The 26,552-nt window shown below is 39.3% G+C and carries 25 protein-coding genes and 2 other annotated features; all 25 genes read right to left on the bottom strand.

The features are described from left to right. Positions 1-14: 14 nt before the first annotated feature. The 25 genes from fusA to radA all read right to left on the bottom strand — a co-directional run bounded on the left by fusA (position 15) and on the right by radA (position 26,516). On the bottom strand, positions 15-2,093 hold the full coding sequence (fusA, locus tag ABC382_RS16010) for an elongation factor G (RefSeq protein ID WP_274794958.1): 2,079 nt from the start codon (positions 2,091-2,093) through the stop codon (positions 15-17). A 42-nt stretch (positions 2,094-2,135) separates the two neighbouring features. After that, positions 2,136-2,606, bottom strand: a complete 471-nt coding sequence (rpsG, locus tag ABC382_RS16005) for a 30S ribosomal protein S7 (protein ID WP_004233610.1) — start codon at positions 2,604-2,606, stop codon at positions 2,136-2,138. Between the two features lie 44 nt (positions 2,607-2,650). Next, a complete protein-coding gene (gene rpsL, locus ABC382_RS16000; protein WP_004233609.1) occupies positions 2,651-3,070 on the bottom strand; it encodes a 30S ribosomal protein S12 in 420 nt (139 codons plus the stop codon). A gap of 99 nt (positions 3,071-3,169) precedes the next feature. Beyond that, positions 3,170-3,418, bottom strand: a complete 249-nt coding sequence (locus tag ABC382_RS15995; RefSeq protein ID WP_132362679.1) for a ribosomal L7Ae/L30e/S12e/Gadd45 family protein — start codon at positions 3,416-3,418, stop codon at positions 3,170-3,172. A 137-nt stretch (positions 3,419-3,555) separates the two neighbouring features. Then, positions 3,556-7,239, bottom strand: a complete 3,684-nt coding sequence (gene rpoC / locus ABC382_RS15990) for a DNA-directed RNA polymerase subunit beta' (protein WP_322611858.1) — start codon at positions 7,237-7,239, stop codon at positions 3,556-3,558. A 202-nt stretch (positions 7,240-7,441) separates the two neighbouring features. Beyond that, positions 7,442-11,017 carry a DNA-directed RNA polymerase subunit beta gene (gene rpoB / locus ABC382_RS15985; RefSeq protein ID WP_274794960.1) on the bottom strand — a complete coding sequence of 1,192 codons (3,576 nt, stop codon included), beginning with the start codon at positions 11,015-11,017 and terminating at the stop codon, positions 7,442-7,444. Positions 11,018-11,259: 242 nt separating this feature from the next. After that, positions 11,260-11,862, bottom strand: coding sequence for a class I SAM-dependent methyltransferase (locus tag ABC382_RS15980; protein ID WP_312506407.1), 603 nt, complete (start codon positions 11,860-11,862; stop codon positions 11,260-11,262). A 78-nt stretch (positions 11,863-11,940) separates the two neighbouring features. Further along, complete coding sequence (rplL, locus tag ABC382_RS15975; protein WP_274794962.1) at positions 11,941-12,303, bottom strand: 50S ribosomal protein L7/L12; 363 nt, start codon at positions 12,301-12,303, stop codon at positions 11,941-11,943. A 72-nt stretch (positions 12,304-12,375) separates the two neighbouring features. Then, positions 12,376-12,876: a 50S ribosomal protein L10 gene (gene rplJ / locus ABC382_RS15970; protein WP_025116453.1), complete on the bottom strand. Its 501-nt coding sequence runs from the start codon at positions 12,874-12,876 to the stop codon at positions 12,376-12,378. A 32-nt stretch (positions 12,877-12,908) separates the two neighbouring features. After that, positions 12,909-13,054, bottom strand: a sequence feature (ribosomal protein L10 leader region). A gap of 51 nt (positions 13,055-13,105) precedes the next feature. After that, complete coding sequence (rplA, locus tag ABC382_RS15965) at positions 13,106-13,804, bottom strand: 50S ribosomal protein L1 (RefSeq protein ID WP_274794963.1); 699 nt, start codon at positions 13,802-13,804, stop codon at positions 13,106-13,108. 116 nt (positions 13,805-13,920) lie between these two features. Next, positions 13,921-14,346: a 50S ribosomal protein L11 gene (gene rplK, locus ABC382_RS15960; RefSeq protein ID WP_004233593.1), complete on the bottom strand. Its 426-nt coding sequence runs from the start codon at positions 14,344-14,346 to the stop codon at positions 13,921-13,923. A 231-nt stretch (positions 14,347-14,577) separates the two neighbouring features. Beyond that, positions 14,578-15,111 (bottom strand): transcription termination/antitermination protein NusG, encoded by a 534-nt coding sequence (nusG, locus tag ABC382_RS15955; protein ID WP_274794964.1) that lies wholly within the window; start codon positions 15,109-15,111, stop codon positions 14,578-14,580. A gap of 341 nt (positions 15,112-15,452) precedes the next feature. Then, positions 15,453-15,638: a preprotein translocase subunit SecE gene (gene secE / locus ABC382_RS15950; RefSeq protein ID WP_205446172.1), complete on the bottom strand. Its 186-nt coding sequence runs from the start codon at positions 15,636-15,638 to the stop codon at positions 15,453-15,455. Positions 15,639-15,687: 49 nt separating this feature from the next. Further along, on the bottom strand, positions 15,688-15,834 hold the full coding sequence (gene rpmG, locus ABC382_RS15945) for a 50S ribosomal protein L33 (protein WP_274794965.1): 147 nt from the start codon (positions 15,832-15,834) through the stop codon (positions 15,688-15,690). A gap of 76 nt (positions 15,835-15,910) precedes the next feature. Further along, on the bottom strand, positions 15,911-16,558 hold the full coding sequence (gene sigH / locus ABC382_RS15940) for an RNA polymerase sporulation sigma factor SigH (RefSeq protein WP_274794966.1): 648 nt from the start codon (positions 16,556-16,558) through the stop codon (positions 15,911-15,913). 64 nt (positions 16,559-16,622) lie between these two features. Further along, the gene (locus ABC382_RS15935; RefSeq protein WP_274794967.1) at positions 16,623-17,138 is read right to left on the bottom strand and encodes an NYN domain-containing protein; all 516 of its coding nucleotides are present in this window, start codon (positions 17,136-17,138) and stop codon (positions 16,623-16,625) included. 2 nt (positions 17,139-17,140) lie between these two features. Beyond that, complete coding sequence (gene rlmB, locus ABC382_RS15930) at positions 17,141-17,893, bottom strand: 23S rRNA (guanosine(2251)-2'-O)-methyltransferase RlmB (RefSeq protein WP_274794968.1); 753 nt, start codon at positions 17,891-17,893, stop codon at positions 17,141-17,143. After that, entirely contained in the window at positions 17,893-18,333 is a 441-nt protein-coding gene (locus tag ABC382_RS15925) for a Mini-ribonuclease 3 (protein WP_396631745.1), read from the bottom strand. The genes rlmB and ABC382_RS15925 overlap by 1 nt, the downstream gene beginning before the upstream one ends. Beyond that, positions 18,318-19,718 (bottom strand): cysteine--tRNA ligase, encoded by a 1,401-nt coding sequence (cysS, locus tag ABC382_RS15920; RefSeq protein ID WP_322611859.1) that lies wholly within the window; start codon positions 19,716-19,718, stop codon positions 18,318-18,320. The genes ABC382_RS15925 and cysS overlap by 16 nt, the downstream gene beginning before the upstream one ends. Beyond that, the gene (gene epsC, locus ABC382_RS15915; RefSeq protein ID WP_322611860.1) at positions 19,715-20,365 is read right to left on the bottom strand and encodes a serine O-acetyltransferase EpsC; all 651 of its coding nucleotides are present in this window, start codon (positions 20,363-20,365) and stop codon (positions 19,715-19,717) included. The genes cysS and epsC overlap by 4 nt, the downstream gene beginning before the upstream one ends. Positions 20,366-20,554: 189 nt before the next feature. Further along, positions 20,555-20,774 (bottom strand) — a binding site (T-box leader). Between the two features lie 49 nt (positions 20,775-20,823). Further along, positions 20,824-22,284 carry a glutamate--tRNA ligase gene (gene gltX, locus ABC382_RS15910; RefSeq protein WP_312506404.1) on the bottom strand — a complete coding sequence of 487 codons (1,461 nt, stop codon included), beginning with the start codon at positions 22,282-22,284 and terminating at the stop codon, positions 20,824-20,826. A 90-nt stretch (positions 22,285-22,374) separates the two neighbouring features. Beyond that, on the bottom strand, positions 22,375-22,851 hold the full coding sequence (ispF, locus tag ABC382_RS15905; protein WP_274794973.1) for a 2-C-methyl-D-erythritol 2,4-cyclodiphosphate synthase: 477 nt from the start codon (positions 22,849-22,851) through the stop codon (positions 22,375-22,377). Positions 22,852-23,080: 229 nt separating this feature from the next. Next, positions 23,081-23,761, bottom strand: a complete 681-nt coding sequence (gene ispD, locus ABC382_RS15900; protein WP_312506403.1) for a 2-C-methyl-D-erythritol 4-phosphate cytidylyltransferase — start codon at positions 23,759-23,761, stop codon at positions 23,081-23,083. Between the two features lie 11 nt (positions 23,762-23,772). Then, on the bottom strand, positions 23,773-24,858 hold the full coding sequence (locus ABC382_RS15895) for a PIN/TRAM domain-containing protein (protein WP_274794975.1): 1,086 nt from the start codon (positions 24,856-24,858) through the stop codon (positions 23,773-23,775). A 281-nt stretch (positions 24,859-25,139) separates the two neighbouring features. Continuing rightward, positions 25,140-26,516, bottom strand: coding sequence for a DNA repair protein RadA (radA, locus tag ABC382_RS15890; protein WP_312506402.1), 1,377 nt, complete (start codon positions 26,514-26,516; stop codon positions 25,140-25,142). Positions 26,517-26,552: the final 36 nt, after the last annotated feature.

Raw genomic sequence — 26,552 nt, 5'->3', positions numbered from 1 at the left:
AGATGAAATTTCAATTATTCACCTTTATTTTTTTTGATGATCTCTTCAGAGATTGATTTAGGTACTTCTTCATAATGATCGAATACCATTGAGAATACACCACGACCTTGCGTTGCAGAACGTAAAGTTGTTGCATATCCAAACATTTCTGAAAGTGGAACCATCGCACGAACAACTTGAGCGTTACCGCGAGCTTCCATACCTTCTACGCGGCCACGGCGAGAAGTGATGTTACCCATGATATCACCAAGATATTCTTCAGGAATTACAACTTCAACTTTCATCATTGGCTCTAAAAGAACTGGGCTACATTTTGATGCAGCAGCTTTAAGTGCCATAGATGCAGCGATTTTAAATGCCATTTCGTTTGAGTCAACATCATGGTATGAACCATCGAATAATTTCGCTTTGATGTCGATTAATGGATAACCAGCGATTACACCGCGGTCAAGCGAGTCACGAAGACCTGCTTCAACAGCTGGAATATATTCACGTGGAACTACACCACCAACGATAGCATTTTCGAATTCAAAGCCTTTACCCTCTTCGTTTGGAGAGAACTCGATCCATACGTCACCGTATTGACCACGACCACCAGATTGACGAGTAAATTTACCTTGAACTTGAGCAGAGCCACGGAATGTTTCACGGTAAGATACCATTGGAGCACCAACGTTAGCTTCTACTTTAAATTCACGACGCATACGGTCAACTAAGATATCAAGGTGAAGCTCACCCATACCTGAGATGATTGTTTGACCAGTTTCTTGGTCTGTATGTGCACGGAATGTTGGATCTTCTTCTTGTAGTTTTTGTAAAGCTTGACCCATTTTATCTTGGTCAGCTTTAGATTTAGGTTCTACAGAAAGAGAGATAACTGGCTCTGGGAACTCCATAGACTCAAGGATAACAAGGTTTTTCTCTTCACAAAGAGTGTCACCAGTTGTTGTATCTTTAAGACCTACAGCAGCTGCGATATCACCAGCGAATACTTTTGAAATCTCTTCACGGCTGTTTGCGTGCATTTGTAGGATACGACCTACGCGCTCACGTTTACCTTTTGAAGAGTTTTGTACGTATGAACCTGATTCAAGAACACCAGAGTACACACGGAAGAACGTTAATTTACCTACGAATGGGTCAGTCATAACTTTAAATGCTAAAGCTGCGAATGGCGCCTCGTCTGAAGATGGACGTTCAGTTTCATCACCATCTGGAGTTGTACCTTTAATAGCAGGTACATCAACTGGAGATGGTAAGTAGTCGATAACTGCATCAAGCATTTTACGAACACCTTTGTGTTTGAATGCTGTACCACAGATTACTGGATAGAATTCTACTGCGATTGTCGCTTTACGGATAGCCGCTTTAAGCTCTTCTTTAGTAATTTCTTCACCAGCAAAGTATTTTTCCATGATTTCTTCATTAACTTCAGCAATTGCTTCGATTAACTTTTCACGGTACTCATCTGCTTGAGCTTGATATTCTTCAGGAATTGGTTGACCTTCACGTAATGCTGTACCTTCTTCGTTATCGTAGTAAGTTACATCCATTTCTACTAAGTCAATAATTGCTTTGAATTCATCTTCCGCACCAATTGGTAATTGGATTGGATGAGCATTTGCTTGTAAACGCTCGTGTAAAGTACCTACAGAATATAGGAAGTCTGCACCCATTTTATCCATTTTGTTAATGAATACGATACGTGGTACACCGTAAGTTGTAGCTTGACGCCATACAGTTTCTGTTTGAGGTTCAACACCAGATTGAGCATCAAGTACAGTTACTGCGCCGTCAAGTACACGTAAAGAACGTTCTACTTCTACAGTGAAGTCTACGTGTCCAGGAGTATCGATGATGTTTACGCGGTTGCCTTTCCATTGAGCTGTTGTCGCAGCAGAAGTGATTGTGATACCACGTTCTTGCTCTTGCTCCATCCAGTCCATTTGAGAAGCGCCTTCATGAGTTTCACCGATTTTGTGAATCTTACCTGTGTAATAAAGGATACGCTCAGTTGTTGTTGTTTTACCAGCATCAATGTGAGCCATGATCCCAATATTACGAGTATTCTCTAGAGAGAATTCGCGTTTCATTAGGTATTTCTCCTTCCATATTGGGCTTATGCTATGTTTAGATTACCAACGGTAGTGAGCGAATGCTTTGTTCGCTTCTGCCATTTTGTGCATATCTTCACGTTTTTTAACTGATGCACCAGTGTTGTTAGAAGCATCAAGAATTTCGTTAGCTAAACGCTCTTCCATAGTTTTTTCACCACGAAGACGAGAATAGTTAACTAGGTAGCGAAGACCTAAAGTTGTACGACGTTCTGGGCGTACTTCAACTGGTACTTGGTAGTTAGAACCACCAACACGGCGAGCACGTACTTCAAGAACTGGCATTACGTTATTTAGAGCAGCTTCGAATACTTCAATTGGATCTTGACCAGAACGTTCTTTAACTAGTTCGAACGCACCGTATAAAATCTTTTGAGAAGTACCTCTTTTACCATCAATCATCATTTTATTGATTAAACGAGTTACTAGTTTTGAATTATAAATTGGATCTGGTAACACGTCACGTTTGGAAACAGGACCTTTACGAGGCATGTGTTTTCCTCCTTTCATTGAGTAAATAACTTATATATTTTATATTATTTTTTTTCTTTAGGGCGTTTTGTACCGTATAGAGAACGTGATTGCATACGACCGTTTACACCAGCAGTATCAAGAGCACCACGAACGATATGGTAACGAACACCCGGTAAGTCTTTTACACGACCGCCACGGATAAGAACAACACTGTGCTCTTGTAAGTTATGGCCTTCACCAGGAATGTACGCAGTAACCTCGATTTGGTTAGTTAAACGTACACGAGCGTATTTACGTAACGCTGAGTTTGGTTTTTTAGGCGTCATTGTACCTACACGAGTACAAACACCACGTTTTTGTGGAGATTTAACATCAGTTAAAGATTTTTTAAATGAGTTATATCCTTTGTTTAACGCTGGTGAATTTGATTTCGTGATTTTAGATTTACGAGGCTTACGTACCAATTGGTTAATTGTAGGCATCGATTTTTCCTCCCTTCATTCCTTCTTTTTTTAATACCACACATCCAGGTGGTTCATTTTTTGGGTAAAAACAAAGTCTTTGTGCTTTTTACACAAAAACTACTCTACAGTAATCGCAACTACTGCAGCTCCAACATGGATTCCACAGGCCTTGCCCAGTTCCTTTTTGGACTCAACAAGAATAACTGGTATACCGATTTCTCTCGCGAAAGATATGGCCGAATCGGTTACCCAATTGTCTGCATCAAGTGCCACAAAAAGTTCTTTCACTGAACCAGCTTGCATTGCTTTTACTGCTTGCTTTGTACCTATGATTGTTTGACTAGCCCTTACTTTATCATAAGACATTTTCATATCCTCCGAAGTACAGACAGTTAACTATCAACCTTCAATATATTATCATTACCAGATTACACTGTCAACCAATATCTTTAAAAAGTCCGAAGAGATGATGAAAATACATCTCTTCGGCCCTATTTTAATGTTTATTCAGCAGAAATGACTTCTGTGTCAAGCTCATCTTTTTCGATGCGGATTTGACGATAACGTTGCATACCAGTACCTGCTGGAACAAGCTTACCGATAATTACGTTCTCTTTTAATCCAAGAAGCTCATCACGTTTACCCTTAATTGCTGCATCTGTTAACACACGAGTTGTTTCTTGGAATGATGCAGCAGATAAGAATGATTCTGTTTCAAGAGAAGCTTTTGTAATACCAAGGATCACTGGACGACAAGTTGCAGGGTTTTTGCCATTCATCACAGCATCTGCATTTGCCTCTGAGAATTGGTGGATATCTAGTAATGAACCTGGTAGTAATTCTGTATCACCAGCTTCAATTACACGAACTTTACGAAGCATTTGGCGAACCATTACCTCAATGTGTTTATCCCCAATTTCTACCCCTTGCATACGGTATACTTTTTGAACTTCTTTTAATAAATATTCTTGAACAGTTGAAACGTCTTTGACTTTTAGCAATTGTTTTGGATCGATAGAACCCTCTGTTAAAACTTGACCACGTTCTACATTATCACCTTCGATAACTTTTAGACGTGCATTATAAGGTGCTTGGTATTTACGAGTTTCTACGTCACCTTGAATAGTAATTTCTTTTAAGCCTTCACGAATTTCTGTGATATCTGAAACAGTACCAGCGATTTCTGAAATAACAGATTGACCTTTTGGATTACGTGCTTCAAAGATCTCTTGGATACGTGGAAGACCTTGTGTAATATCATCTCCGGCAACCCCACCTGTATGGAATGTACGCATTGTTAATTGTGTACCTGGTTCACCGATTGATTGAGCTGCAATAATACCAACTGCTTCCCCAACTTCAACCTTTTCACCTGTTGCCAAGTTCATGCCGTAACATTTTTTACATACGCCATGTTTTGTATTACATGTAAATGCTGAACGGATTGTCACTTCTTCAATACCAGCCTCGATAACTGCACGAGCGATATCTTGGTCGATTAATCCGTCTTTTTCTAGAATCACTTCACCAGTTTCAGGATGGAAGATTGTTTTCTTCGTATGACGACCAACAATACGCTCATCAAGAGCCTCAATTAATTCAGTGCCTTCCATTAATGCGCCAATTGTTAAACCGCGGTCAGTACCACAGTCATCTTCACGCACAATAACATCCTGTGCAACGTCAACAAGACGACGAGTTAAGTAACCTGAATCGGCAGTTTTTAGGGCAGTATCGGCAAGACCTTTACGAGCACCGTGAGTAGAGATGAAGTACTCTAATACTGTTAAACCTTCACGGAATGAAGATTTAATTGGAAGTTCGATGATACGACCAGCCGGGTTGGCCATCAGTCCACGCATACCAGCTAACTGAGTAAAGTTAGATGCGTTACCACGGGCACCTGAATCAGACATCATGAAGATTGGGTTTGTTTTCTCAAGTGATTTCATCAGCTTCGCTTGAATTTCATCTTTCGCAGCACTCCAACTTGAGATTACACGATCATAACGCTCATCTTCTGTGATGAAACCACGACGGAATTGCGCTTGAACTTTATCCACTTTTTCTTGAGCTTCAGCTAAAATTTCACCTTTATCTGGTAATACCACGATATCAGATACACCTACTGTAATACCAGCACGTGTTGAATATTTGAATCCTAGGTTTTTCATGCGGTCAAGCATTTTAGATGTTTCAGTAATGTGGAAACGTTTAAATACTTCTGCAATGATATTACCTAAGAATTTTTTACGGAATGGATTTACAACTGGTACAGATGCAAAATATTTACGTAATACAGCTGTACGTTGTGCATCGATTTTCCCTTTTTCATCAAGATTTTTGTAAGCATTATCTGATTCAAGCTCTTTTAGCGTTTCTTCGTCAATTGTTAAATTAGCGAAGTATTTTTCAGGTGTTTCATGCTCTAAGTTGAAATCAGTTGGCTCATTGATGAACGGGAATGACTCAGGCAATATTTCATTAAAGATAACTTTACCAACAGTTGTTAATAAGAACATATTATTTTGTTCTTCTGTGAATGTTGGGTTATTTAACGAACTTGCTTTAATAGCGATACGTGTATGCAAATGTACATGACCTGTGTCATAGGCAATTAACACTTCATTTGGACCATAGAATACAGTACCTTCACCACGAGCACCTTCACGTTCAAGTGTTAAGTAGTAGTTACCTAATACCATATCTTGAGATGGTGTTACAACAGGTTTACCGTCTTTTGGATTCAGGATGTTTTGCGCAGCAAGCATTAGAAGACGAGCTTCAGCTTGTGCTTCAGCTGATAACGGTACGTGAACCGCCATTTGGTCACCATCGAAGTCAGCGTTATAAGCTGTACATACTAATGGGTGAAGACGGATTGCACGGCCTTCAACTAGTGTTGGTTCAAATGCTTGAATACCAAGACGGTGAAGCGTTGGTGCACGGTTTAGTAGTACTGGATGCTCACGGATAACATCTTCTAAAACGTCCCATACGTCGTTGTTTAAACGTTCGATTTTACGTTTAGCAGATTTAATGTTATGTGCAAGACCACGTTCTACTAGCTCTTTCATTACGAATGGCTTGAATAATTCGATCGCCATTTCTTTCGGTAAACCACATTGGTACATTTTTAAGTTTGGACCTACTACGATAACGGAACGACCAGAATAGTCAACACGTTTACCAAGTAAGTTTTGACGGAAACGACCTTGTTTACCTTTCAACATATGTGAAAGTGATTTTAATGGGCGATTACCTGGACCAGTTACAGGACGTCCACGACGACCATTATCAATTAGTGCGTCAACAGCTTCTTGTAACATACGTTTTTCGTTTTGTACGATGATGCTTGGAGCACCTAAATCTAATAAACGTTTTAAACGGTTATTACGGTTAATTACACGACGGTATAAATCGTTTAAATCTGAAGTTGCAAAACGTCCACCATCTAATTGCACCATTGGACGAAGCTCTGGTGGAATAACAGGTAGTACATCTAAAATCATCCATTCAGGTGAGTTACCTGAGTTACGGAAAGATTCGACAACTTCAAGACGTTTGATCGCACGAGTACGTCTTTGACCTTGTGCAGACTTTAACTCTTCTTTTAAAGATTGTGTTTCATCTTCTAGGTCAATTTTGCCTAATAATTTTTTGATTGCTTCTGCACCCATTGAAGCTTCGAATGTGTTTCCGAATTTTTCACGGTATGCACGGTACTCTTTTTCAGAAAGTAATTGCTTGCTTTCTAAATTTGTAGCACCTGGTTCAATCACAACGTATGATGCAAAATAAATAACTTCTTCTAATGCACGTGGTGACATATCTAAAATTAGACCCATACGGCTAGGAATACCTTTGAAGTACCAGATGTGAGAAACTGGTGCTGCTAATTCGATGTGTCCCATACGTTCACGACGAACTTTAGCGCGTGTTACTTCAACACCACAACGATCACAAACAACGCCTTTATAACGTACACGTTTATATTTACCACAATGACATTCCCAGTCCTTAGTTGGACCAAAAATACGCTCACAGAATAAACCATCTTTTTCTGGTTTTAATGTACGGTAGTTAATAGTTTCAGGTTTTTTAACCTCACCATATGACCAAGAACGAATCTTGTCAGGAGATGCTAAACCAATTTTCATATATTCAAATTCATTAACGTCTATCAAGGAGCCTACCTCCCTCTAGTATAGGTCTTTATAAAGACTCTTTTACGCAGCTCGATAATCGTTTGCAAAGAATTGCCTCTTTGGCAAAGGATTAGAAATAGAATGATTTATTAAAAGAAAAAGCCAGGCAGGGCGTTAAATCCTGCCCGGCTAATTTGAAAAATAAGTTTGACCTATTCACAACTGTGAATTTGGTTTTCCATTATTCAAAAGACTCTACTGGCTCTTCTTCTGTATCTGGCTGTGGTGCAATGTTAAGTGCGTCAGCTGGTTGAAGATCGTCTTCTTCATCTAGATCACGAAGTTCTACTTCTTCATCATTAACTGTTAACATCTTAACATCCATACCAAGAGATTGAAGTTCTTTAATCAATACTTTGAATGATTCTGGAACGCCTGGCTCTGGTACACTTTCACCTTTAACGATGGCTTCATAAGTTTTCACACGACCAACAACGTCATCGGATTTAACTGTTAAAATTTCTTGAAGTGTATAAGCAGCACCATATGCTTCAAGTGCCCATACTTCCATCTCACCAAAACGTTGTCCACCAAATTGCGCTTTACCACCAAGTGGCTGTTGCGTAACTAGTGAGTAAGGACCAGTTGAACGTGCATGAAGTTTATCGTCAACCATGTGAGCAAGTTTGATCATGTACATGATCCCAACTGATACACGGTTATCGAATGGTTCACCTGAACGTCCATCATACAGGATTGTTTTACCATCACGGTTCATACCTGCTTCTTCCATCGTTTCCCAAACATCTTCTTCATTGGCACCATCAAATACTGGTGTAGCCATATGAACGCCAAGGTAACGAGAAGCCATACCTAAGTGCAACTCTAAAACTTGTCCGATATTCATACGAGAAGGTACACCAAGTGGATTTAACATGATATCAACAGGCGTGCCATCTGGCATGAATGGCATATCTTCCTCTGGTAAGATACGCGAGATAACCCCTTTGTTACCATGGCGTCCGGCCATTTTGTCACCAACGCGGATTTTACGTTTTTGAACAATATAAGCACGAACTAATTGGTTAACACCTGGTGGTAATTCATCGCCATCTTCACGGTTAAATACTTTAACGTCAAGAATGATACCGCCAGCACCGTGTGGTACACGTAATGAAGTATCACGAACCTCACGAGCTTTTTCACCGAAGATTGCGTGTAGTAAGCGTTCTTCAGCTGTTAATTCTGTAACCCCTTTAGGCGTTACTTTCCCTACTAGAATATCACCATCACGTACTTCTGCACCGATGCGGATGATACCACGTTCGTCTAAGTTACGAAGTGCATCTTCCCCAACGTTAGGAATATCGCGAGTGATTTCTTCAGGTCCAAGCTTTGTATCACGAGACTCTGATTCATATTCTTCAATATGAACAGATGTATAGACATCGTCTTTTACAAGGCGCTCACTCATAATGACAGCATCTTCATAGTTAAAGCCGTTCCATGTCATGAATGCAACTAATACGTTACGTCCAAGAGCTAGTTCGCCTTTTTCCATTGAAGGACCATCTGCTAAAATGTCACGTGGTTTCACACGCTCGCCTACTTTTACAAGTGGACGTTGGTTATATGAAGTACCTTGGTTTGAACGAATGAACTTTTGTAATTTATATTTCGTTAAATCGCCTTTAACCTCTTTACCGTCTACGACTTCAATGCGGCGAACATGGATAGAGCGAGCTTCAACGTGCTCTACAATACCATCATATTTCGCTACTACAGCTGCACCTGAATCACGCGCATCAACATGTTCCATCCCAGTACCAACGAATGGTGCTTCTGGGTTAAGAAGTGGAACTGCTTGACGTTGCATGTTGGCACCCATAAGTGCACGGTTCGAGTCATCGTTTTCTAAGAATGGGATACATGCAGTCGCTGCAGAAACTACTTGTTTAGGAGAAACGTCCATGTAGTCCATTTGAGCTTTATTGAATACTGTATTATCCCCACGGAAACGACCTACTACTTCGTCGTTAGCAAAAGTACCGTCTGGATTTAACGGAGAGTTTGCTTGTGCTACGTAGTAGTTATCTTCTTCATCAGCTGTTAAGTAATCAATTTGGTCCGTTACTCGACCTGTTTCATGGTCAATACGACGATATGGTGTTTCGATGAAACCAAATTTATTTACTTTGGCAAATGAAGATAATGAGTTGATTAACCCAATGTTTGGACCCTCTGGTGTCTCGATTGGACACATACGACCATAGTGAGAGTAGTGAACGTCACGTACTTCGAAACCAGCACGTTCCCGTGTTAAACCACCAGGTCCTAATGCAGATAAACGACGTTTATGTGTTAACTCTGCTAATGGGTTTGTTTGGTCCATGAATTGTGATAATTGAGAACTTCCGAAGAATTCTTTAATTGACGCAATTACAGGACGAATATTAATTAATTGCTGTGGTACGATCGCAGCTGTGTCGTTAATTGACATACGCTCACGTACAACACGCTCCATACGAGATAAACCAATACGGAACTGATTTTGTAGTAACTCACCAACAGAACGTAGGCGACGGTTACCTAAGTGGTCAATATCATCTGTAGCTCCTACTTGGTAAAGTAAGTTGAAGAAATAACTTACTGAAGCTAAAACGTCAGCAGGTGTAATATTCTTCACTTCTTCATCAATGTACGCATTACTAATGATATTAATTTCTTTTTGCGCTTCATCTTTTGGTGCATAAATCTTAATAGATTGGATGGTTACATCATCCTCAAGTACACCACCAACTTGTGATAAAGTGCGGAAACCGATACCTTTCGATGAATCTTCAAGGTAAGGTAGGATTTTATCTAAAGTACGACGATCAAGTACAGTACCTTTTTCTACTAAAATTTCGCCTGTTTCTGGATCTACAAGCGTTTCAGCAATCGTTTGGTTAAATAAACGATTCTTAATATGAAGCTTTTTATTCATTTTGTAGCGACCAACATTCGCTAGATCATAACGTTTAGCATCAAAGAAACGAGAGTATAATAAGCTCTTCGCGCTCTCTACTGTTGGTGGCTCACCTGGACGTAAACGTTCATAGATTTCTAAAAGTGCCTTTTCAGTACTTTCAGAGTTATCTTTTTCTAACGTATTACGTAAATACTCGTTATCACCGATAATATCGATAATCTCTTGGTCTGAACCGAAACCTAACGCACGAAGTAACACTGTTACTGGTAGCTTACGAGTACGATCGATACGCACATATACTACGTCTTTTGCATCTGTTTCGTACTCTAACCACGCACCGCGGTTTGGAATAACTGTAGCGCCAAAACCTTTTTTACCGTTTTTATCAGTTTTATCATGGAAATACACACTTGGTGAACGAACTAATTGTGAAACGATAACACGTTCAGCACCATTGATAATGAACGTACCTGTTTCAGTCATTAATGGGAAGTCACCCATGAAGACATCTTGTTCTTTCACTTCGTCTGTTTCTTTGTTGTAAAGACGTACTTTCACACGTAATGGAGCTGCGTAAGTAACATCTCGCTCTTTACATTCATCAACATCATATTTAGGCTCACCTAATGAATAATCGATGAATTCTAATGAAAGATTACCTGTAAAGTCCTCGATCGGCGAAATGTCACGGAACATTTCACGTAAACCTTCTTCAAGGAACCACTCGTAAGACGCCGTTTGAATCTCAATCAGATTTGGAAGCTCAAGCACCTCTTTAATACGCGCAAAGCTTCTACGCTGGCGGTGTTGTCCGTACTGAACTAGTTGACCTGTCAACTCATTCACCCCTCAATAAAGCGATATTAGGTCTTTGCAAAATCATACAAATAGTGTATGATTTCGAAAGACAAAAAGAAAACGAGTCTTCAAAAAGATCTCATTTTCGGTTAACTAAACTTATCTTGGCAAGTATACCCACATTAAAACAAAATTATACAAAAAGGGCATACGACCTCAAAATAATATTTTTGCATTGTATCATATTATCATAGCCGATTTGTCAAGTCAATAAATTATACATATTTCATTTATTTTTTTGCACGTACTATCCAGTATCCTTTTTTCTTCTCAACAACATCGACTTCTGAAAATTTTCCTTCCAAGTAACTCACTGTCGATGGCGCTCCCTGTTTCTTCTGGATTACTACCCAAAGCTCACCTGAAGACACTAGTCGATCATAAGCTCCATCGTAAAAGCGGAAAATCGTTTCCTTCCCCGCACGAATTGGTGGATTCGTTAAGATAGCTGCTGCTTCCACATCGTTATCAACCATCGATAGGCCGTCACTCACAAATATTCGCACATTTTGAACACCGTTCACTTGCGCATTTTTTTGCGAAAGCGCAACTGCACGTTCGTTTATATCCATCATAAAAACAGTACGGTCTGGATTTGTTTTGGCAATCGATAACCCTATTGGACCATATCCACAGCCTACATCAAAAATCGCACCATCAATATCTGGCATTTGAAAAGCGTCTATTAAAACACGGGATCCAAAATCTACTTCGCTTTTACTAAAAACACCTGCATCCGTTTCAAAAGTAAACGAATGCCCCAGTAACTTGAATGTCCAGTGACGTGGTTTACTCTCAGTTTGAGGCTTGCTTGTATAATAATGATCTGACATTTTTTCACGCCTCCTCAGAATGAAGAAAAAAGCTCGCCAAAATGACGAGCTTTCCTTTTGTTAAAAAGTAACGCGAGATTACTTAACTTCTACAGATGCGCCAACTTCTTCAAGTTTAGCTTTGATTTCTTCAGCTTCATCTTTAGAAACGCCTTCTTTAAGAGCTTTAGGAGCGTTATCTACTACTTCTTTAGCTTCTTTAAGACCTAAACCAGTGATTTCACGAACCACTTTGATTACTTTAATTTTTTCTGCACCAGCAGATGCTAATACTACGTCGAACTCTGATTTTTCTTCAGCAGCGCCAGCAGCACCACCAGCAACTACTGCTACAGGAGCAGCAGCTGTTACACCGAATTCTTCTTCGATAGCTTTTACTAAATCGTTTAATTCAAGAACTGTCATAGCTTTGATAGCTTCTAAGATTTGCTCTTTATTCATTATAATTTCCTCCTAATTGGATAATGTTTTATTGTTTGCGATCAGGCCGCAGAAGTGTTGATGCGTATTAAATTACGCGCCTTGTTCTTCTTTTTGTTCTGCAACAGCTTTTGTTGCAAGTGCGAAGTTACGCACAGGAGCTTGAAGTACAGATAAAAGCATAGAAAGTAGACCTTCGCGTGATGGAAGTTCTGCAAGTGCTTTAACATCTTCAACAGAAGAAATCGTACCTTCAATAATACCAGCTTTAATTTCTAAAGCTTCGTTTTTCTTAGCGAACTCGTTGATGATTTTAGCAGGCGCTACAACATCTTCATTTGAGAACGCAATTGCGTTAGGACCAACTAATACGTCGTTGATTCCTTCAAGACCAGCAGCTTCAGCAGCACGACGAGTTAAAGTGTTTTTGTAAACTTTGAACTCAACGCCAGCTTCACGAAGTTGTTTACGAAGCTCAGTTACTTGTGCAACGTTAAGACCACGGTAATCCACAACTACTACAGAAGAAGCGTTTTGGAATTTTTCAGTAATCTCTTGAACTTGTACTTGTTTGTTTTCGATTGCTTTGCTCATGATGACACCTCCTATTAGAATGGGTCATTTATACCGACAAAAGAAAAGCCTCTGAGTCAAATAGACACAGAGGCTGAAAGTCATCATCTTTAAATAAGAATCTGAATTCCGATGTCCTCGGTAGGAACATTAAGTGACAAGTCACTCCTACTGTCTACGGTACAAATGGATAATTCACAACAGCAATCATGATATCATGTATTATTGCTGTTGTCAACATATATATAAATTATTTTACTACTACATTAGCAGCGTCAATTTTAACAGCTGGACCCATTGTAGTTGTAACGTTTACAGATTTCATGTAAGTACCTTTAGCTGCAGCAGGTTTTGCTTTTTGCACTACATCAAATACAGCTAAGAAGTTTTCTACTAATTTTTCTGCTGAGAAAGAAACTTTACCGATAGGAGCGTGGATGATACCAGCTTTATCAGCGCGGTATTCTACTTTACCAGCTTTGATTTCTTCGATAGCTTTTGTTACATCAAAAGTAACTGTACCAGTTTTAGGGTTTGGCATTAAACCTTTTGGTCCTAAAACGCGTCCAAGTTTACCAACTTCACCCATCATGTCAGGAGTTGCTACGATTACATCGAAATCAAACCAACCTTGTTGGATTTTTTGGATGTACTCTGCATCACCTACATAGTCAGCGCCAGCTGCTTCAGCTTCTTTAAGTTTTTCACCTTTCGCGAATACTAATACGCGTTGAGTTTTACCAGTACCGTTTGGAAGCACTACTGCACCACGGATTTGTTGGTCGTTTTTACGAGTATCAATACCTAGACGGAAAGCAACTTCTACAGTAGCGTCGAAGTTTACTGTGCTAGTTTTTTGAGCAAGTTCGATTGCTTCTTGAGCACTGTATAGTGAGTTACGATCAATTAATTTTGCTGCATCTTGCAGTTTTTTACCTTTTTTAGCCATTATATATTTCCTCCTTGATTGTGGTTATAGCGGATTTTACCTCCCACGAATAAAGGTTGCGTGTTCACAAAGAAACTTCGCAACCTTCCAAAAAACAAAACATCAAGTAAATGGGATTAGTCTTCGATAACAATACCCATGCTTCGTGCAGTACCTTCAACCATTAACATAGCAGCTTCTACTGAAGCAGCGTTAAGGTCTGGCATTTTAGTTTCAGCGATTTCGCGAACTTTATCACGTTTAACCGTTGCCACTTTTTTACGGTTTGGTTCACCAGATCCAGATTGGATACCAGCTGCTACTTTAAGTAGAACTGCTGCAGGTGGAGTTTTTGTAATGAAAGTGAAAGAACGGTCCTCGAATACTGAAATTTCAACTGGAATAATAAGACCAGCTTGATCAGCAGTACGCGCATTGAATTCTTTACAGAATCCCATGATGTTCACACCCGCTTGACCTAATGCAGGACCAACCGGTGGAGCTGGGTTAGCTTTACCAGCAGGGATTTGAAGTTTTACAACTTTAATAACTTTTTTAGCCACGAGACACACCTCCTTAAGTCCGTGATGTGGTAATTGGGTTGCCCCTCCCACTCAATATCTGTCTGTCAGCTAATTGCCGATAACATTAAAATTATCATTACAGATGTCAAACCAAAGTATGACAGTCTGACCTATGAAATGATACCACTTTTAATTTTTTTAAGCAAGTAGTAATTAACAAAATCTGCGAAACATCTACCAATTGACATGCTCACAGTTCTATTATTGGAACTATAATTTTTGAATTTGTTCGAAATCTAGCTCCATAATCGTTTCGCGACCAAACATATCAACTGTCACTTTTACTTTGCCTTTTTCCGTGTCAATTTCTTCAACACGTCCTTGGAAATGAGCAAACGGCCCTTCTAACACTTCCACTGCTTCACCAACCGTTATATCCACTTCTACAACCTTATCAGTCATACCCATTTGTTGTAGTAAACGGTCCGCTTCTTCTGGCAGTAAAGGAGTTGGTTTTGCTCCACCACCAGATGAACCGATAAAGCCCGTAACACCCGGTGTATTTCGAACTACATACCAAGAATCGTCTGTCATAATTAACTCTACTAATACATAACCAGGGAAAACTTTACGCATCATTGTACGTTTTTTCCCATCCTTCATTTCTGTTTCCTCGTGCTCTGGCACAATCACACGGAAGATTTTATCTTGCATTCCCATTGTTTCTACACGTTTCTCTAGGTTTGCTTTTACACGATTTTCATACCCAGAATACGTATGAACAACATACCAATTTTTCTCCATAATTAATAGGACTTCTCGTCCGTCCCTCCCTTACAAATAAAAGTGAAAATGATTTGCGATATGCTCAGCGCATTCTTTACTCTTTTCACAAACATCTCATTTGAAAATCTTATTTTCGCTAATAGTAAGCAAAAGCTTGCGGATATATACCGAAACTAGCATAGTCATCTATCGCTACTATCATACTCTCCTAGTAGCATCCTTATCATAATGAGAATAAATTACTGCTCTTCATTTCACCTAACCAATAATATGGAGCTACGATTGAATGAAGATAAAACAAACGAAAAAACCCGTTATTGCTATGGACGGGCTATTTCAAAAGTATGCTATTTACTAAATTATAAATCTAAGTACCAGCGGAATAATGATGAAATGCCTAAGTCAACTAACACAAAAAATAAAGCCATAATGACTACAGTTGAAATTACAACGACTGTATATTTCGTCAGTTCTTTACTTTTTGGCCAGCTTGTCTTGCGCATTTCCGACATTACATCGCTGAAAAAGCCTTTGATCTTGCCCATTCTAGCTTAACCTCCGAATCAATCATATCTGTCTATTTTCATATCATTTTTATAGCGTTTGTTTATGCACTGTATGTTCATTGCAATGCGAGCAAAATTTCTTTAATTCGAGACGTACAGTAGATCCTTCTTTAGCCGGGAACGTGTAATTTCTCGATCCACATTTCTCGCAAGTCAGCACGACTTTTTTTGCCATTTAATCACCTTTTTCGGCACTATGTCTTTTTAAGACTAACACCGATATTTGTCAATGTCAATAAAGGCCTATAAGGCTAAGACATTTCCTCAAGAACTAAATGTCGCTCTAATTTACGCTTCACTCGCTGCAATGCATTATCAATGGATTTCACATGACGGTTTAATTTTGCAGAAATTTCATGATAAGACTGGCCATCTAGATATAGGGCTAAAACTTGTAACTCTAATTCACTTAAAATCTCACTCATCTTTTCTTCTAAATATCCAAACTCTTCTCTATGAATCATCAATTCTTCTGGATCATCCATAATAGCACCTGTTAGCACATCCATAAGCGTTCGATCTGATTCTTCATCAAATATGGGCTTGTCCAAAGAGATATAGGAATTTAACGGTATATGTTTTTGCCTAGTGGCTGTTTTAATAGCCGTGATAATTTGCCTTGTAATACATAACTCTGCAAAAGCCCTGAAAGATGCAAGTTTATCTCCCTTAAAATCGCGGATTGCCTTATATAAACCGATCATGCCTTCTTGCACAATGTCTTCCTTATCTGCTCCAATCAAAAAATAGGATCTTGCCTTCGCTCTTACTAACAAACGGTATTTCGTAATTAAAAAATCCAACGCATCTGTATTACCTTGATGCACCATTTCAATAAGTTCTTCATCATTGAATCGTTCAAAATCTTGTGTCACTTGTACAATGCTATTTTTAAACATGGTATCACCTCAGTCACAACAGATAATTAGGAACAGTATAACGGAATTGGAAAATATGCGTCAATCAATCTTTCAAGCCACGTCTCCATTTTTCAAAGGCAAGAGCAACATCTGGCTTTAATTCTATACGAGAAGGTGGCTTGCTTTCTTGTTTTCGCTTTACATCATGTGAAATTTTATGTTGGATAATGCTAGTATCAATTTCTAGCTCTCTTGCTGATTTCCTTAGGGCGCCATTACCAAATATAACGCTTTGCTCTGCCATATCAGAGGTTGCTACATGTATTTGTACATTTCTAGCCTTTAATTCATGTGTCATTTTTTCAATACGTTCATCTGCTGTTTCATTTTTCCGAGTATAAATGACCTCTACATCATTTTCTATATAAGATTGCTCCACTCCTGGTACAAGGTGTGCGTCAAAAACAATAATTACGCGCCAACCTATAGCTGCTTTATATTCAGCCATAAGTTCGATTAACCTTCTGCGCGCATCTTCAAAATTTGTGTCACGTAATGGCCGCAGCTCTTTCCAAGATCCAATCATATTATAGCCATCAACAAGCAAAATGTTTTTCATTGTTAGTCATTCGCTTCTTGACGTTTACGATACACTTCGTACATTAAAAGCGCTGCAGCTACTGATGCGTTTAGTGATGTAACATGCCCAACCATTGGTAAGTGATATAAAAAATCGCATTTTTCTTTTAATAAGCGACCCATTCCCTTGCCCTCACTACCAATAATGATAGCTAATGGTAATGTCGCATCCATTTTTCGATAATCGACAGAACCTTTCGCATCTGTACCAGCAATCCATATACCTCGTTCTTTTAACTCATCAATTGTTTGAGCAAGATTGTTCACACGTACAACTGGCACGTGCTCAATAGCTCCTGTAGATGCCTTTGCTACTACAGCTGTTAAACTTACTGATCGACGCTTCGGAATAATAATTCCATGAGCTCCTATAGCATCGGCCGTTCTCATAATAGACCCTAGGTTATGAGGATCCTCTAACTCATCTAAAATTAAAAAAAAGGGATCTTCCTGTTTATTTGCAGCTGCTGTAAATAAGTCCTCAAGTTCAGCATACTGATATGCTGCAACAGAAGCAACAATTCCTTGGTGATTAGCACTCGATAATTGATCGACTTTCTTTTTTGGAACAAACTGAACGATGACACCACGTTCTCGAGCTAAATCTAGCAATTCATTCACACCAGATTTTTTAACACCCTCTGCAATCCATACTTTATTCATATCGCGGCCTGAACGAAGTGCTTCTAACACTGGGTTTTTACCGGCAATAATTTCACCATTTTGTTCTACCATTATTTCGACACTCCCTTTGATTCCTCGATTATTTGAATAGCATATGCAATGATTTCATACACCCGTTCTAGTTCATTTAATAAATATAAACTACCAAGCACCGCCTCAAAGCCTGAGCTATTACGATAAGTTTGGATATCAGTATTCTTTGGTACAGAGCCGGATTTGGCATTGCGTCCACGACGGAACACAGCCAATTCCTCCTCAGTTAAATAATTTTCATCCATCATGCGATGAACGATCATAGATTGTGCTTTTGCTGAAACATAGCGAGTCGCCTCACGATGGAGTGTATTTGGTTTAACCCGTCCAGAGCGTAGTAAATGTTCACGGATTTTTTGCTCCAATACAGCATCACCCATATAGGCTAACGCTAGCGCATTTAATTGCTTAACATCTTCATTGCGAAGTTTATCCAACTTAATTACCCTCGTTTCCATCTAGTTCCTTGTCGTGTATCTTCTAAAATGATACCTTGGGCTTGCAAATGGTCACGGATCTCATCAGAGCGAGCAAAATCACGATTTTTACGTGCCTCTACGCGTTCTTGTAGCAATGCTTCAATTTCTTCGTCTAATAGTTCTTCTTCTTTTGCAAATTCAATACCTAAGACGTCACCTAATACCTCAAAAGTTTCAATAAATGTTTCTAATACTTTCTTGCAAGTATTAGCTTCATTCAAGTAAATATTAGCAATACGAGCTATCTCAAATAATACAGAAATAGCGTTAGCTGTATTAAAGTCATCATCCATCGCCTCTTCAAAATGCGCTTTTTGTTCAGCAATTTTGCTAAGCCATTCTTCTGAGTTGTCGCCTAGACTCGCCGTAGTAGTAAGGCGATGCTTCACATTGTTGTAAGCTGTACGAATGCGTTCTAAGCCCGATGCAGCAGCTTCTACTAAATCTTTCGCAAAATTAATTGGATGGCGGTAATGAACAGATAACATAAAGAAACGAAGTACCTGCGGGTCAATTTGTTTACGGATATCATTAACAAGAATGAAATTACCAAGAGATTTGGACATCTTTTCATTATCGATATTAATATAACCGTTATGCATCCAATAACGCGCAAATGTTTTGTCATTATGTGCTTCCGATTGAGCAATTTCATTTTCGTGATGCGGGAAAGTTAAATCCTGCCCACCAGCATGAATATCAATAGTATCTCCTAAATGTTCACGAGCCATTACAGAACATTCAATGTGCCAGCCTGGACGGCCATCTCCCCATGGACTTTTCCAGAAAATTTCACCTGGTTTAGCCGCTTTCCACAAGGCAAAATCTAGTGCATCATCTTTTTTCTCTCCTGCTTCAATACGGGCACCAATTTTTAAATCATCCACTGATTGGTGCGATAATTTACCATAGCCATCAAACTTACGAGTACGATAATACACATCGCCAGCAGATTCATATGCGTAGCCTTTTTCAATTAACACTTGAATAAATTGAATGATATCGTCCATATGTTCTGTCACTCGTGGATGAACATCTGCTTTTTTGCACCCTAGTGCTGTTACATCTTCAAAGTATGCAGCAATAAAGCGCTCTGTTAATTCATGTACTTCTTCTCCCAGCTCATTTGCTGCCTTAATAATTTTATCGTCTACATCCGTAAAATTTGATACAAACTTTACATCATAGCCTTTATATTGAAAATAACGACGTACTGTATCGTAAACAATTACAGGACGTGAATTCCCGATATGAATATAGTTATAAACAGTCGGACCGCACACATACATTTTCACTTTACCTTCTTCTAGCGGTACGAAGGTTTCCTTTTGTCTTGTTAATGAGTTAAAAATTTGAATACTCATCGTGTTTCTCTCTCCTTTTGTAAGCGTTCGATTTCCTGCTGCAATTCGGCGATCTGCTTCTCGAAACCTTGACAACGTTCTTCTACAGGATCAGGTATATTTTGATGATCTAGCTTTTTCTCTAGACGCACGCCATCCTTAATTACTATTTTACCAGGAATACCGACAACTGTAGCGTTTGGTGGTACTTCTTTTAAAACAACAGAGCCAGCACCAATTTTACTATTTTCGCCAATCGTGATAGAGCCTAAAACTTTAGCTCCTGTTGCAACAAGCACATTGTCTTCTAAAGTAGGGTGTCGCTTCCCTTTTTCTTTTCCTGTACCTCCTAAAGTGACACCCTGATACAAGGTAACATTATCACCAATCTCACAAGTTTCACCAATAACAACACCCATACCATGATCTATAAAAAAGCGTCGGCCAATTTTCGCACCAGGATGAATTTCAATACCAGTAAAGAAACGGCTAATTTGCGAAATGGCACGAGCTATAAAGTAAAAGCGTCTTTTAAAGAACCAATGTGCCACTCGATGTGCCCATGTAGCATGCAGGCCTGAATAGGTTAACACCACTTCAAAAACACTACGTGCTGCTGGATCATTCTCAAAAATCGTAGCCACATCTTCCTTCATTCTTTTAAACACAAAAAACTCCCCCTCTTCATGTTGGTCTAATTTACATCCTTTGAATTCCTACAAAGCAATTGTCATTTTCCTTCAGACTCTCCTGGGTAGATGATTGTGGTAAGGACGCTTCTTTAAGCCTTGCCTAATTGCCGCTCTTGAGATGCTTCACTAAAAATAAAAAGCGCCTCTATCATCCCAAAAAGGAATGACAGAGACGCTAAAATAACGTGGTTCCACTCTGATTGAAGGCAAAAAAGCCTTCCACTTTGGACGTTCTTTAACGGGAACGACTCGATAAAGCCTACTATAGTTCAGCTTTACGCTCAAAGGTGCATTTCAGTTTTGCCTAGACTCAGACCACTTTCAGCCGGTGATGGTCCTCTCTTGAGAGCGTGCGCCACTTACTTCTCCTTATCAACGCTTTTTCAATGTAAATACATTTTACAACGAAAGAATGAATTGTCAATAAATTTCTCTTATTGTGCAAATTTTCCTACGCGGTCAATTGTTTTTTCTTTCCCAATTAAGCAAATTGCATTTGGTAACTCTGGGCCATGTGTTTCACCTGTTGTTACAACGCGGATTGGCATAAATAGATTTTTACCTTTATGACCTGTTGCTTTTTGCACAGCTTTTATAGCAGCTTTTACTGTGTCTGGTGTAAATTCTTCTAATTCCTCGAGCTGTGCTTTAAATGCAGCCATTACTTCAGGAACTTGCTCACCTGCTAAGACCTCTTTTGCTTCTTCATCATATTCAATATGATCGTTAAAGAATAGGCTAGATAGTTCAACAATTTCCGCACCAAAGCTCATTTGATCGTGGTAAAGGGCAATTAAATCTGTCGCCCATGCACGTTGCTCCGCAGTAAGTTCTTCGGGTAATAGGCCAGCTTTTTGCAAATGTGGTAAAGATAAAGCCACAACTTCTTCTAAAGATAGCTTTTTAATATATTGATTATTCATCCATGTTAATTTTTGCTTATCAAACATCGATGGTGATTTAGATAGACGTTTTTCATCAAAGATTTTAATAAATTCTTCTTTGGAGAAAATCTCTTCTTCCCCTTCTGGAGACCAACCAAGTAGTGCAAAGAAATTGAACATCGCTTCAGGAAGATACCCTAAATCTTTGTATTGTGTAACAAATTGAATAATTGATTCATCACGTTTAGATAACTTTTTACGGTTTTCATTAATAATTAATGTCATATGTCCAAAACGAGGATATTCCCAGCCAAATGCATCAAAAATCATCATTTGTTTTGGTGTGTTTGATAAATGCTCTTCACCACGGAAAACGTGAGAAATTTCCATGAAATGATCATCTAAAACAACAGCATAGTTGTAGGTTGGGATACCATTAGCTTTAACAATTACCCAATCACCAATGTCCTTTGATTCAAAAGTAACTTGGCCACGAACTAAATCTTCAAATTCATACGTTACATTTGCCGGTACACGCATACGGATTGTGTATGGCTCACCTGCTGCTTCTTTAGCTGCAACTTCTTCTGCAGATAGGTGACGGCATGTACCATCATAAGTTGGAGCCGCCACACCTCTTGCTTTTTGTTCTTCGCGAGATGCTTCAAGTTTTTCTGACGAACAGAAACATTTGTAAGCTACACCTTGCTCCAATAGCTTTTCAGCGTGCTCTTTATAAATATCAAGACGTTCCATTTGACGATAAGGCGCATAAGGTCCACCAATATCAATGGACTCATCATATTCAATACCTAACCATTTTAGGTTATCTAGCTGAGATGCTTCTCCGCCCTCTACATTACGTTCAATATCCGTATCTTCAATACGTACAATGAATTTACCGTTATGATGTTTTGCATATAAATAATTGAATAATGCTGTACGCGCTCCACCGATATGTAAATAACCTGTTGGAGATGGCGCGTAACGAACGCGAACTTCTTTCGTCATAATTAAAAGCCTCCTAAATTTTCGATCAAAAATTGACTTTGTTCATTTTACCACTCTGTTACTGGAAATAAAAGCGTTGTTAATCCGCAGTCACTTCTTTATCAATAGAATTGTTGCCATAGCTGCTATACCTTCTTCACGACCTGTAAAACCTAATCGTTCAGTTGTTGTTGCCTTTACATTGACTTGTGATGGTTCTGCGTGTAACAGTTCTGCGATGCGATTTTGCATCTGTCCAATATATGGGGCCATTTTGGGACGCTGTGCCATGATTGTACAATCAACATTCCCTAGAACATAGCCTTTATCCTCAACCAGTTTCCAAATATACTCTAATAATTTTGCTGAATCTGCATCTTTAAAGGCTGGATCTGTATCAGGAAAATGACGACCGATATCTCCTTCTCCAATTGCCCCTAATGCCGCATCCGTAACTGTGTGTAAAAGCACATCAGCGTCTGAGTGTCCTACTAACCCTTTTTCATGCGGAATAGTAATACCTCCAATAATTAATGGTCGACCTTCTTCAAATGCATGTACGTCAAAACCTTGTCCAATTCGAAACATATGATAGAGAGACTACTTTAACAAAACATGTGGATTTGATCAGTACTTGTTTGCTAAATACGCAGTCTCATTCACCTTCTTTCACTTTTATATTTACTCACTATTATACCCTCACATTTTAACATATTTCCTAGGAAATTGAGCTGATAGCAAATAGTGAGTATTTTGTTGCACAAACACATAAAATCTCATTAGCAACAATCGCCAATGAGATTTTTTAAACTACAAATTATGCTCGCTTGCGTAAAATGGCCTCTCCAAATAGTAAATCTTCTTGTGTCGTCATTTTGACATTTTCGTAGCTACTTTCTACAATGTGCACCGTATGTCCTAAACGTTCGACTAGCATAGCTTCATCTGTACCAAGAAAACCAACTTTCTCAGCAACGTCCTCAGCCTCCACTATTAAATCATATTGAAAGGCTTGTGGCGTTTGAATCATCCATAGGCTGTCACGGTCAACAGTCTCTTCAATGATACCATTACGGACCTTTTTCATCGTATCCTTCGCTCGAACCCCAGCAATAGCTGCACCGTTTTGATGTGCACTTTGTACAAGATTGGCGATAATATCATGCGTAATAAAAGGTCGGGCTGCATCATGGACAAGCACAATATCCACCTGTTGCATCTCTTTCATACAGGAATGAACTGAATGCTGCCGCTCCGCACCACCAGCAGGCAAGCCCTTCACCTTTGTAATCCCAAATTGCTCTAGCAATCCTTGAATATAGACGCGTTCTTCCGGTTTTACAGCCAACCAAATCCCTGTGCAAAAAGGGTCTTGTTGAAACACTTCTAACGTGTGTATCAAAATTGGTTTATCCAAAAGCTCTAAAAATAACTTATTTTGTCCTGCGCCCATGCGTTTTCCGCTTCCCGCTGCAGGTAAAACTACTTCATAATGCATGTTTCCACATCCTAATCGTCCTTCGGCTTCGCAAATATCATACGACCTGCTGATGTTTGCAGCACACTCGTTACTGTAACTGTAATTGCCTGTCCTATATAGTTACGACCACCTTCAACAACAATCATCGTTCCATCATCTAAATAGGCAACTCCTTGATTATGCTCTTTACCATCCTTTATAACCACAACCTGCATATCTTCTCCTGGGATTACCACAGGCTTCACCGCATTCGCTAAATCATTAATATTTAATACCTTCACATGGTGTAGCTCACAGACCTTATTAAGGTTAAAATCATTCGTGACAATTTGCGTGTCGTTACCCATTTTCTTTGCAAGTCGTACGAGCTTTAAATCTACTTCTTGTACATCCTCAAAATCCTCGTCCGTTATCTCAACTTTTGTCTTACGCTCATCTTGGAGTTTTCTTAAAATATCTAAACCACGACGACCTCTTGTGCGTTTTAACGTATCAGAAGAATCCGCAATATGCTGAAGCTCCGTGAGGACAAATTGGGGTACAACTAGGATACCTTCTATGAAGCCTGTTTCTGAAATATCCGCAATACGACCATCAATAATAACGCTCGTATCTAGCAGCTTATAGCTCCCTCGTACTTCTGGGATCTCAGCACCTTCAGTAGCTTTTTTCTTTGTATTATTACTCCGTAAGGTAAAAAGCTGTATTAATTCATCTCTTTTTCTAAAACCAAGACGAAAGCCTAAATACCCTAATACAAATGACAGGATAATAGGGAGTACCTCTGTAATAACAGGGATTTGCACACTATCGATAGCAAAGCCTAAAAAATAAGCGACTATAAGGCCAATTATTAAACCAAGCGTACCAAATAATAAATCTCCGACAGGGACCTTAAACAGGACCTCTTCCATCCAGCTAATGAGCTTCACAAAATAATCGGAAAATGCAAACGAAAGGGTAAAAAGTAAAAGTGCGCCTAATGCTACCGATACGTAAGGATTATCTAGCCAAGGATTAGATGATAGATGAAGCAATTCGTATAATGGCGGTAAGAAAACAAGGCCTAATGCTCCTCCAATCAGTAAAAACGCAATTTGAACAAATTTTTTCACAAGCTGTCACCTCCTATTGTTAGTTAAGATTATACATAGTTTACAGTAGAAAATCTTTCATCAGGTCATCAAATATCATTATTTTTAATGTTCCTGAACTTAGATAAATTATTTACATAAAATTCTTCAAACATCTATTTTAGTTTGTTTTATATTATTTCTTCATAACTCTTTTCTTACTATAAACAAGGACGTTTATCCCCTTACTTGAGTTTCCGAATTCATCGTCAAAAATGAAGGAAAAAATGCATGTCAGAATAATATCCAACATGCACATTTTTTTACAACTCTCTGAAGCAGGCATTAAGCGCATCTTTTATCGTTTCTACACCGACAATTTCAATTCCCTGTGGAAAATCCCAACCACCAATATTAGATGCGGGAATAAAGGCTCTTTTAAAACCTAGCTTCGCTGCCTCAATAACACGTTGTTCTATACGGGATACACGACGCACCTCACCTGTTAGCCCTACTTCACCAATAAAACAGTCCGTTGCTCGTACTGCTTGATCCTTAAAACTAGAGACAATGCTAGTTAAAACAGCTAAATCAATAGCTGGCTCATCCAGTTTGACGCCACCAGCAACTTTAATATATGCGTCCTGGGCTTGTAGCATGAGACCCATCCGCTTTTCTAGTACCGCCATTAGTAGTTGCACGCGGTTTTGGTCAACACCAGTAGCCATACGTTTAGGATAGTTAAAGCTTGTAGGTGTAACTAAAGACTGAATCTCAACAAGAATTGGCCTTGTCCCCTCCATCGATGCAACGATAGTTGAGCCCGCAGCTCCTTGTGAGCGCTCCTGCAAAAATAGCTCAGAAGGATTTAAAACTTCTTTTAAACCTCCTTGAAGCATCTCAAATATCGCAATTTCATTTGTGGAGCCGAAGCGGTTTTTTTGGCTTCGTAGAATACGATGGTTATGATGTCTTTCCCCTTCAAAATACAATACGGTATCCACCATATGCTCTAAAATACGAGGCCCGGCAATTTGTCCTTCTTTTGTTACATGTCCAACTAAGAAAATTGCAATACCCTTTGTCTTAGCAATTCTCATAAGCTCTGCTGTACATTCACGGACCTGTGAGACACTTCCTGGGGCACTCGTTACCTCTGGATGGAAGACCGTTTGAATCGAGTCGACAATGACAAATTTCGGCTGTACTTCATCAATTGTTTGGTTTAAAAATTCAAGGTTCGTTTCGGAATAGATGTAAAGCTCCTGGGAAACAACCCCCAAACGCTCTGCGCGTAACTTCGTTTGACGAATGGATTCCTCACCCGAAATATAAAGTACACGATGCCCCTTATTCGAAAGTAAAGCCGAAACTTGTAATAATAAAGTAGATTTCCCTATCCCAGGATCACCACCTATTAACACTAGAGAGCCCGGTACGATGCCACCACCTAGAACGCGGTTCAATTCGCCCATTTCCGTCGCAACACGGGATTCTTCAGTTGCTTCAACCTGTATAATCGGAAGGGCTTTCTGGGTTACTGTAGCAGAATGTTGAAATGCGCCACGTGGTCCTTTTGCTACGACCTCTACTTCTTCCACCATTTTATTCCATTCTCCACATCCTGGACATCTACCCATCCATTTAGCAGATTCATAGCCACAGCCCGAGCATACGAATTTCGTTTTTTTCTTCGCCAAATTCTTTTCACCTCGAATATTTGTTCTTATCATCAA

The sequence above is a fragment of the Lysinibacillus phoenicis genome (assembly GCF_047238325.1).
Lineage (GTDB): Bacteria > Bacillota > Bacilli > Bacillales_A > Planococcaceae > Lysinibacillus > Lysinibacillus irui.
Note: the sequence above shows the minus strand (reverse complement) of the source record. Positions and strands in the feature narration are given on the sequence as shown.

What these genes read in the sequence shown, in the direction of transcription:
- fusA (WP_274794958.1), bottom strand. Translation starts at nt 2,093, where the DNA reads ATGAAACGCGAATTCTCTCTAGAGAATACTCGTAATATTGGGATCATG.
- rpsG (WP_004233610.1), bottom strand. Translation starts at nt 2,606, where the DNA reads ATGCCTCGTAAAGGTCCTGTTTCCAAACGTGACGTGTTACCAGATCCA.
- rpsL (WP_004233609.1), bottom strand. Translation starts at nt 3,070, where the DNA reads ATGCCTACAATTAACCAATTGGTACGTAAGCCTCGTAAATCTAAAATC.
- ABC382_RS15995 (WP_132362679.1), bottom strand. Translation starts at nt 3,418, where the DNA reads ATGTCTTATGATAAAGTAAGGGCTAGTCAAACAATCATAGGTACAAAG.
- ABC382_RS15980 (WP_312506407.1), bottom strand. Translation starts at nt 11,862, where the DNA reads ATGTCAGATCATTATTATACAAGCAAGCCTCAAACTGAGAGTAAACCA.
- rplL (WP_274794962.1), bottom strand. Translation starts at nt 12,303, where the DNA reads ATGAATAAAGAGCAAATCTTAGAAGCTATCAAAGCTATGACAGTTCTT.
- rplJ (WP_025116453.1), bottom strand. Translation starts at nt 12,876, where the DNA reads ATGAGCAAAGCAATCGAAAACAAACAAGTACAAGTTCAAGAGATTACT.
- rplA (WP_274794963.1), bottom strand. Translation starts at nt 13,804, where the DNA reads ATGGCTAAAAAAGGTAAAAAACTGCAAGATGCAGCAAAATTAATTGAT.
- nusG (WP_274794964.1), bottom strand. Translation starts at nt 15,111, where the DNA reads ATGGAGAAAAATTGGTATGTTGTTCATACGTATTCTGGGTATGAAAAT.
- secE (WP_205446172.1), bottom strand. Translation starts at nt 15,638, where the DNA reads ATGGGCAAGATCAAAGGCTTTTTCAGCGATGTAATGTCGGAAATGCGC.
- rpmG (WP_274794965.1), bottom strand. Translation starts at nt 15,834, where the DNA reads ATGGCAAAAAAAGTCGTGCTGACTTGCGAGAAATGTGGATCGAGAAAT.
- sigH (WP_274794966.1), bottom strand. Translation starts at nt 16,558, where the DNA reads ATGTTTAAAAATAGCATTGTACAAGTGACACAAGATTTTGAACGATTC.
- ABC382_RS15935 (WP_274794967.1), bottom strand. Translation starts at nt 17,138, where the DNA reads ATGAAAAACATTTTGCTTGTTGATGGCTATAATATGATTGGATCTTGG.
- rlmB (WP_274794968.1), bottom strand. Translation starts at nt 17,893, where the DNA reads ATGGTAGAACAAAATGGTGAAATTATTGCCGGTAAAAACCCAGTGTTA.
- ABC382_RS15925 (WP_396631745.1), bottom strand. Translation starts at nt 18,333, where the DNA reads ATGGAAACGAGGGTAATTAAGTTGGATAAACTTCGCAATGAAGATGTT.
- cysS (WP_322611859.1), bottom strand. Translation starts at nt 19,718, where the DNA reads ATGAGTATTCAAATTTTTAACTCATTAACAAGACAAAAGGAAACCTTC.
- gltX (WP_312506404.1), bottom strand. Translation starts at nt 22,284, where the DNA reads ATGACGAAAGAAGTTCGCGTTCGTTACGCGCCATCTCCAACAGGTTAT.
- ispF (WP_274794973.1), bottom strand. Translation starts at nt 22,851, where the DNA reads ATGTTTCGAATTGGACAAGGTTTTGACGTACATGCATTTGAAGAAGGT.
- ispD (WP_312506403.1), bottom strand. Translation starts at nt 23,761, where the DNA reads ATGCATTATGAAGTAGTTTTACCTGCAGCGGGAAGCGGAAAACGCATG.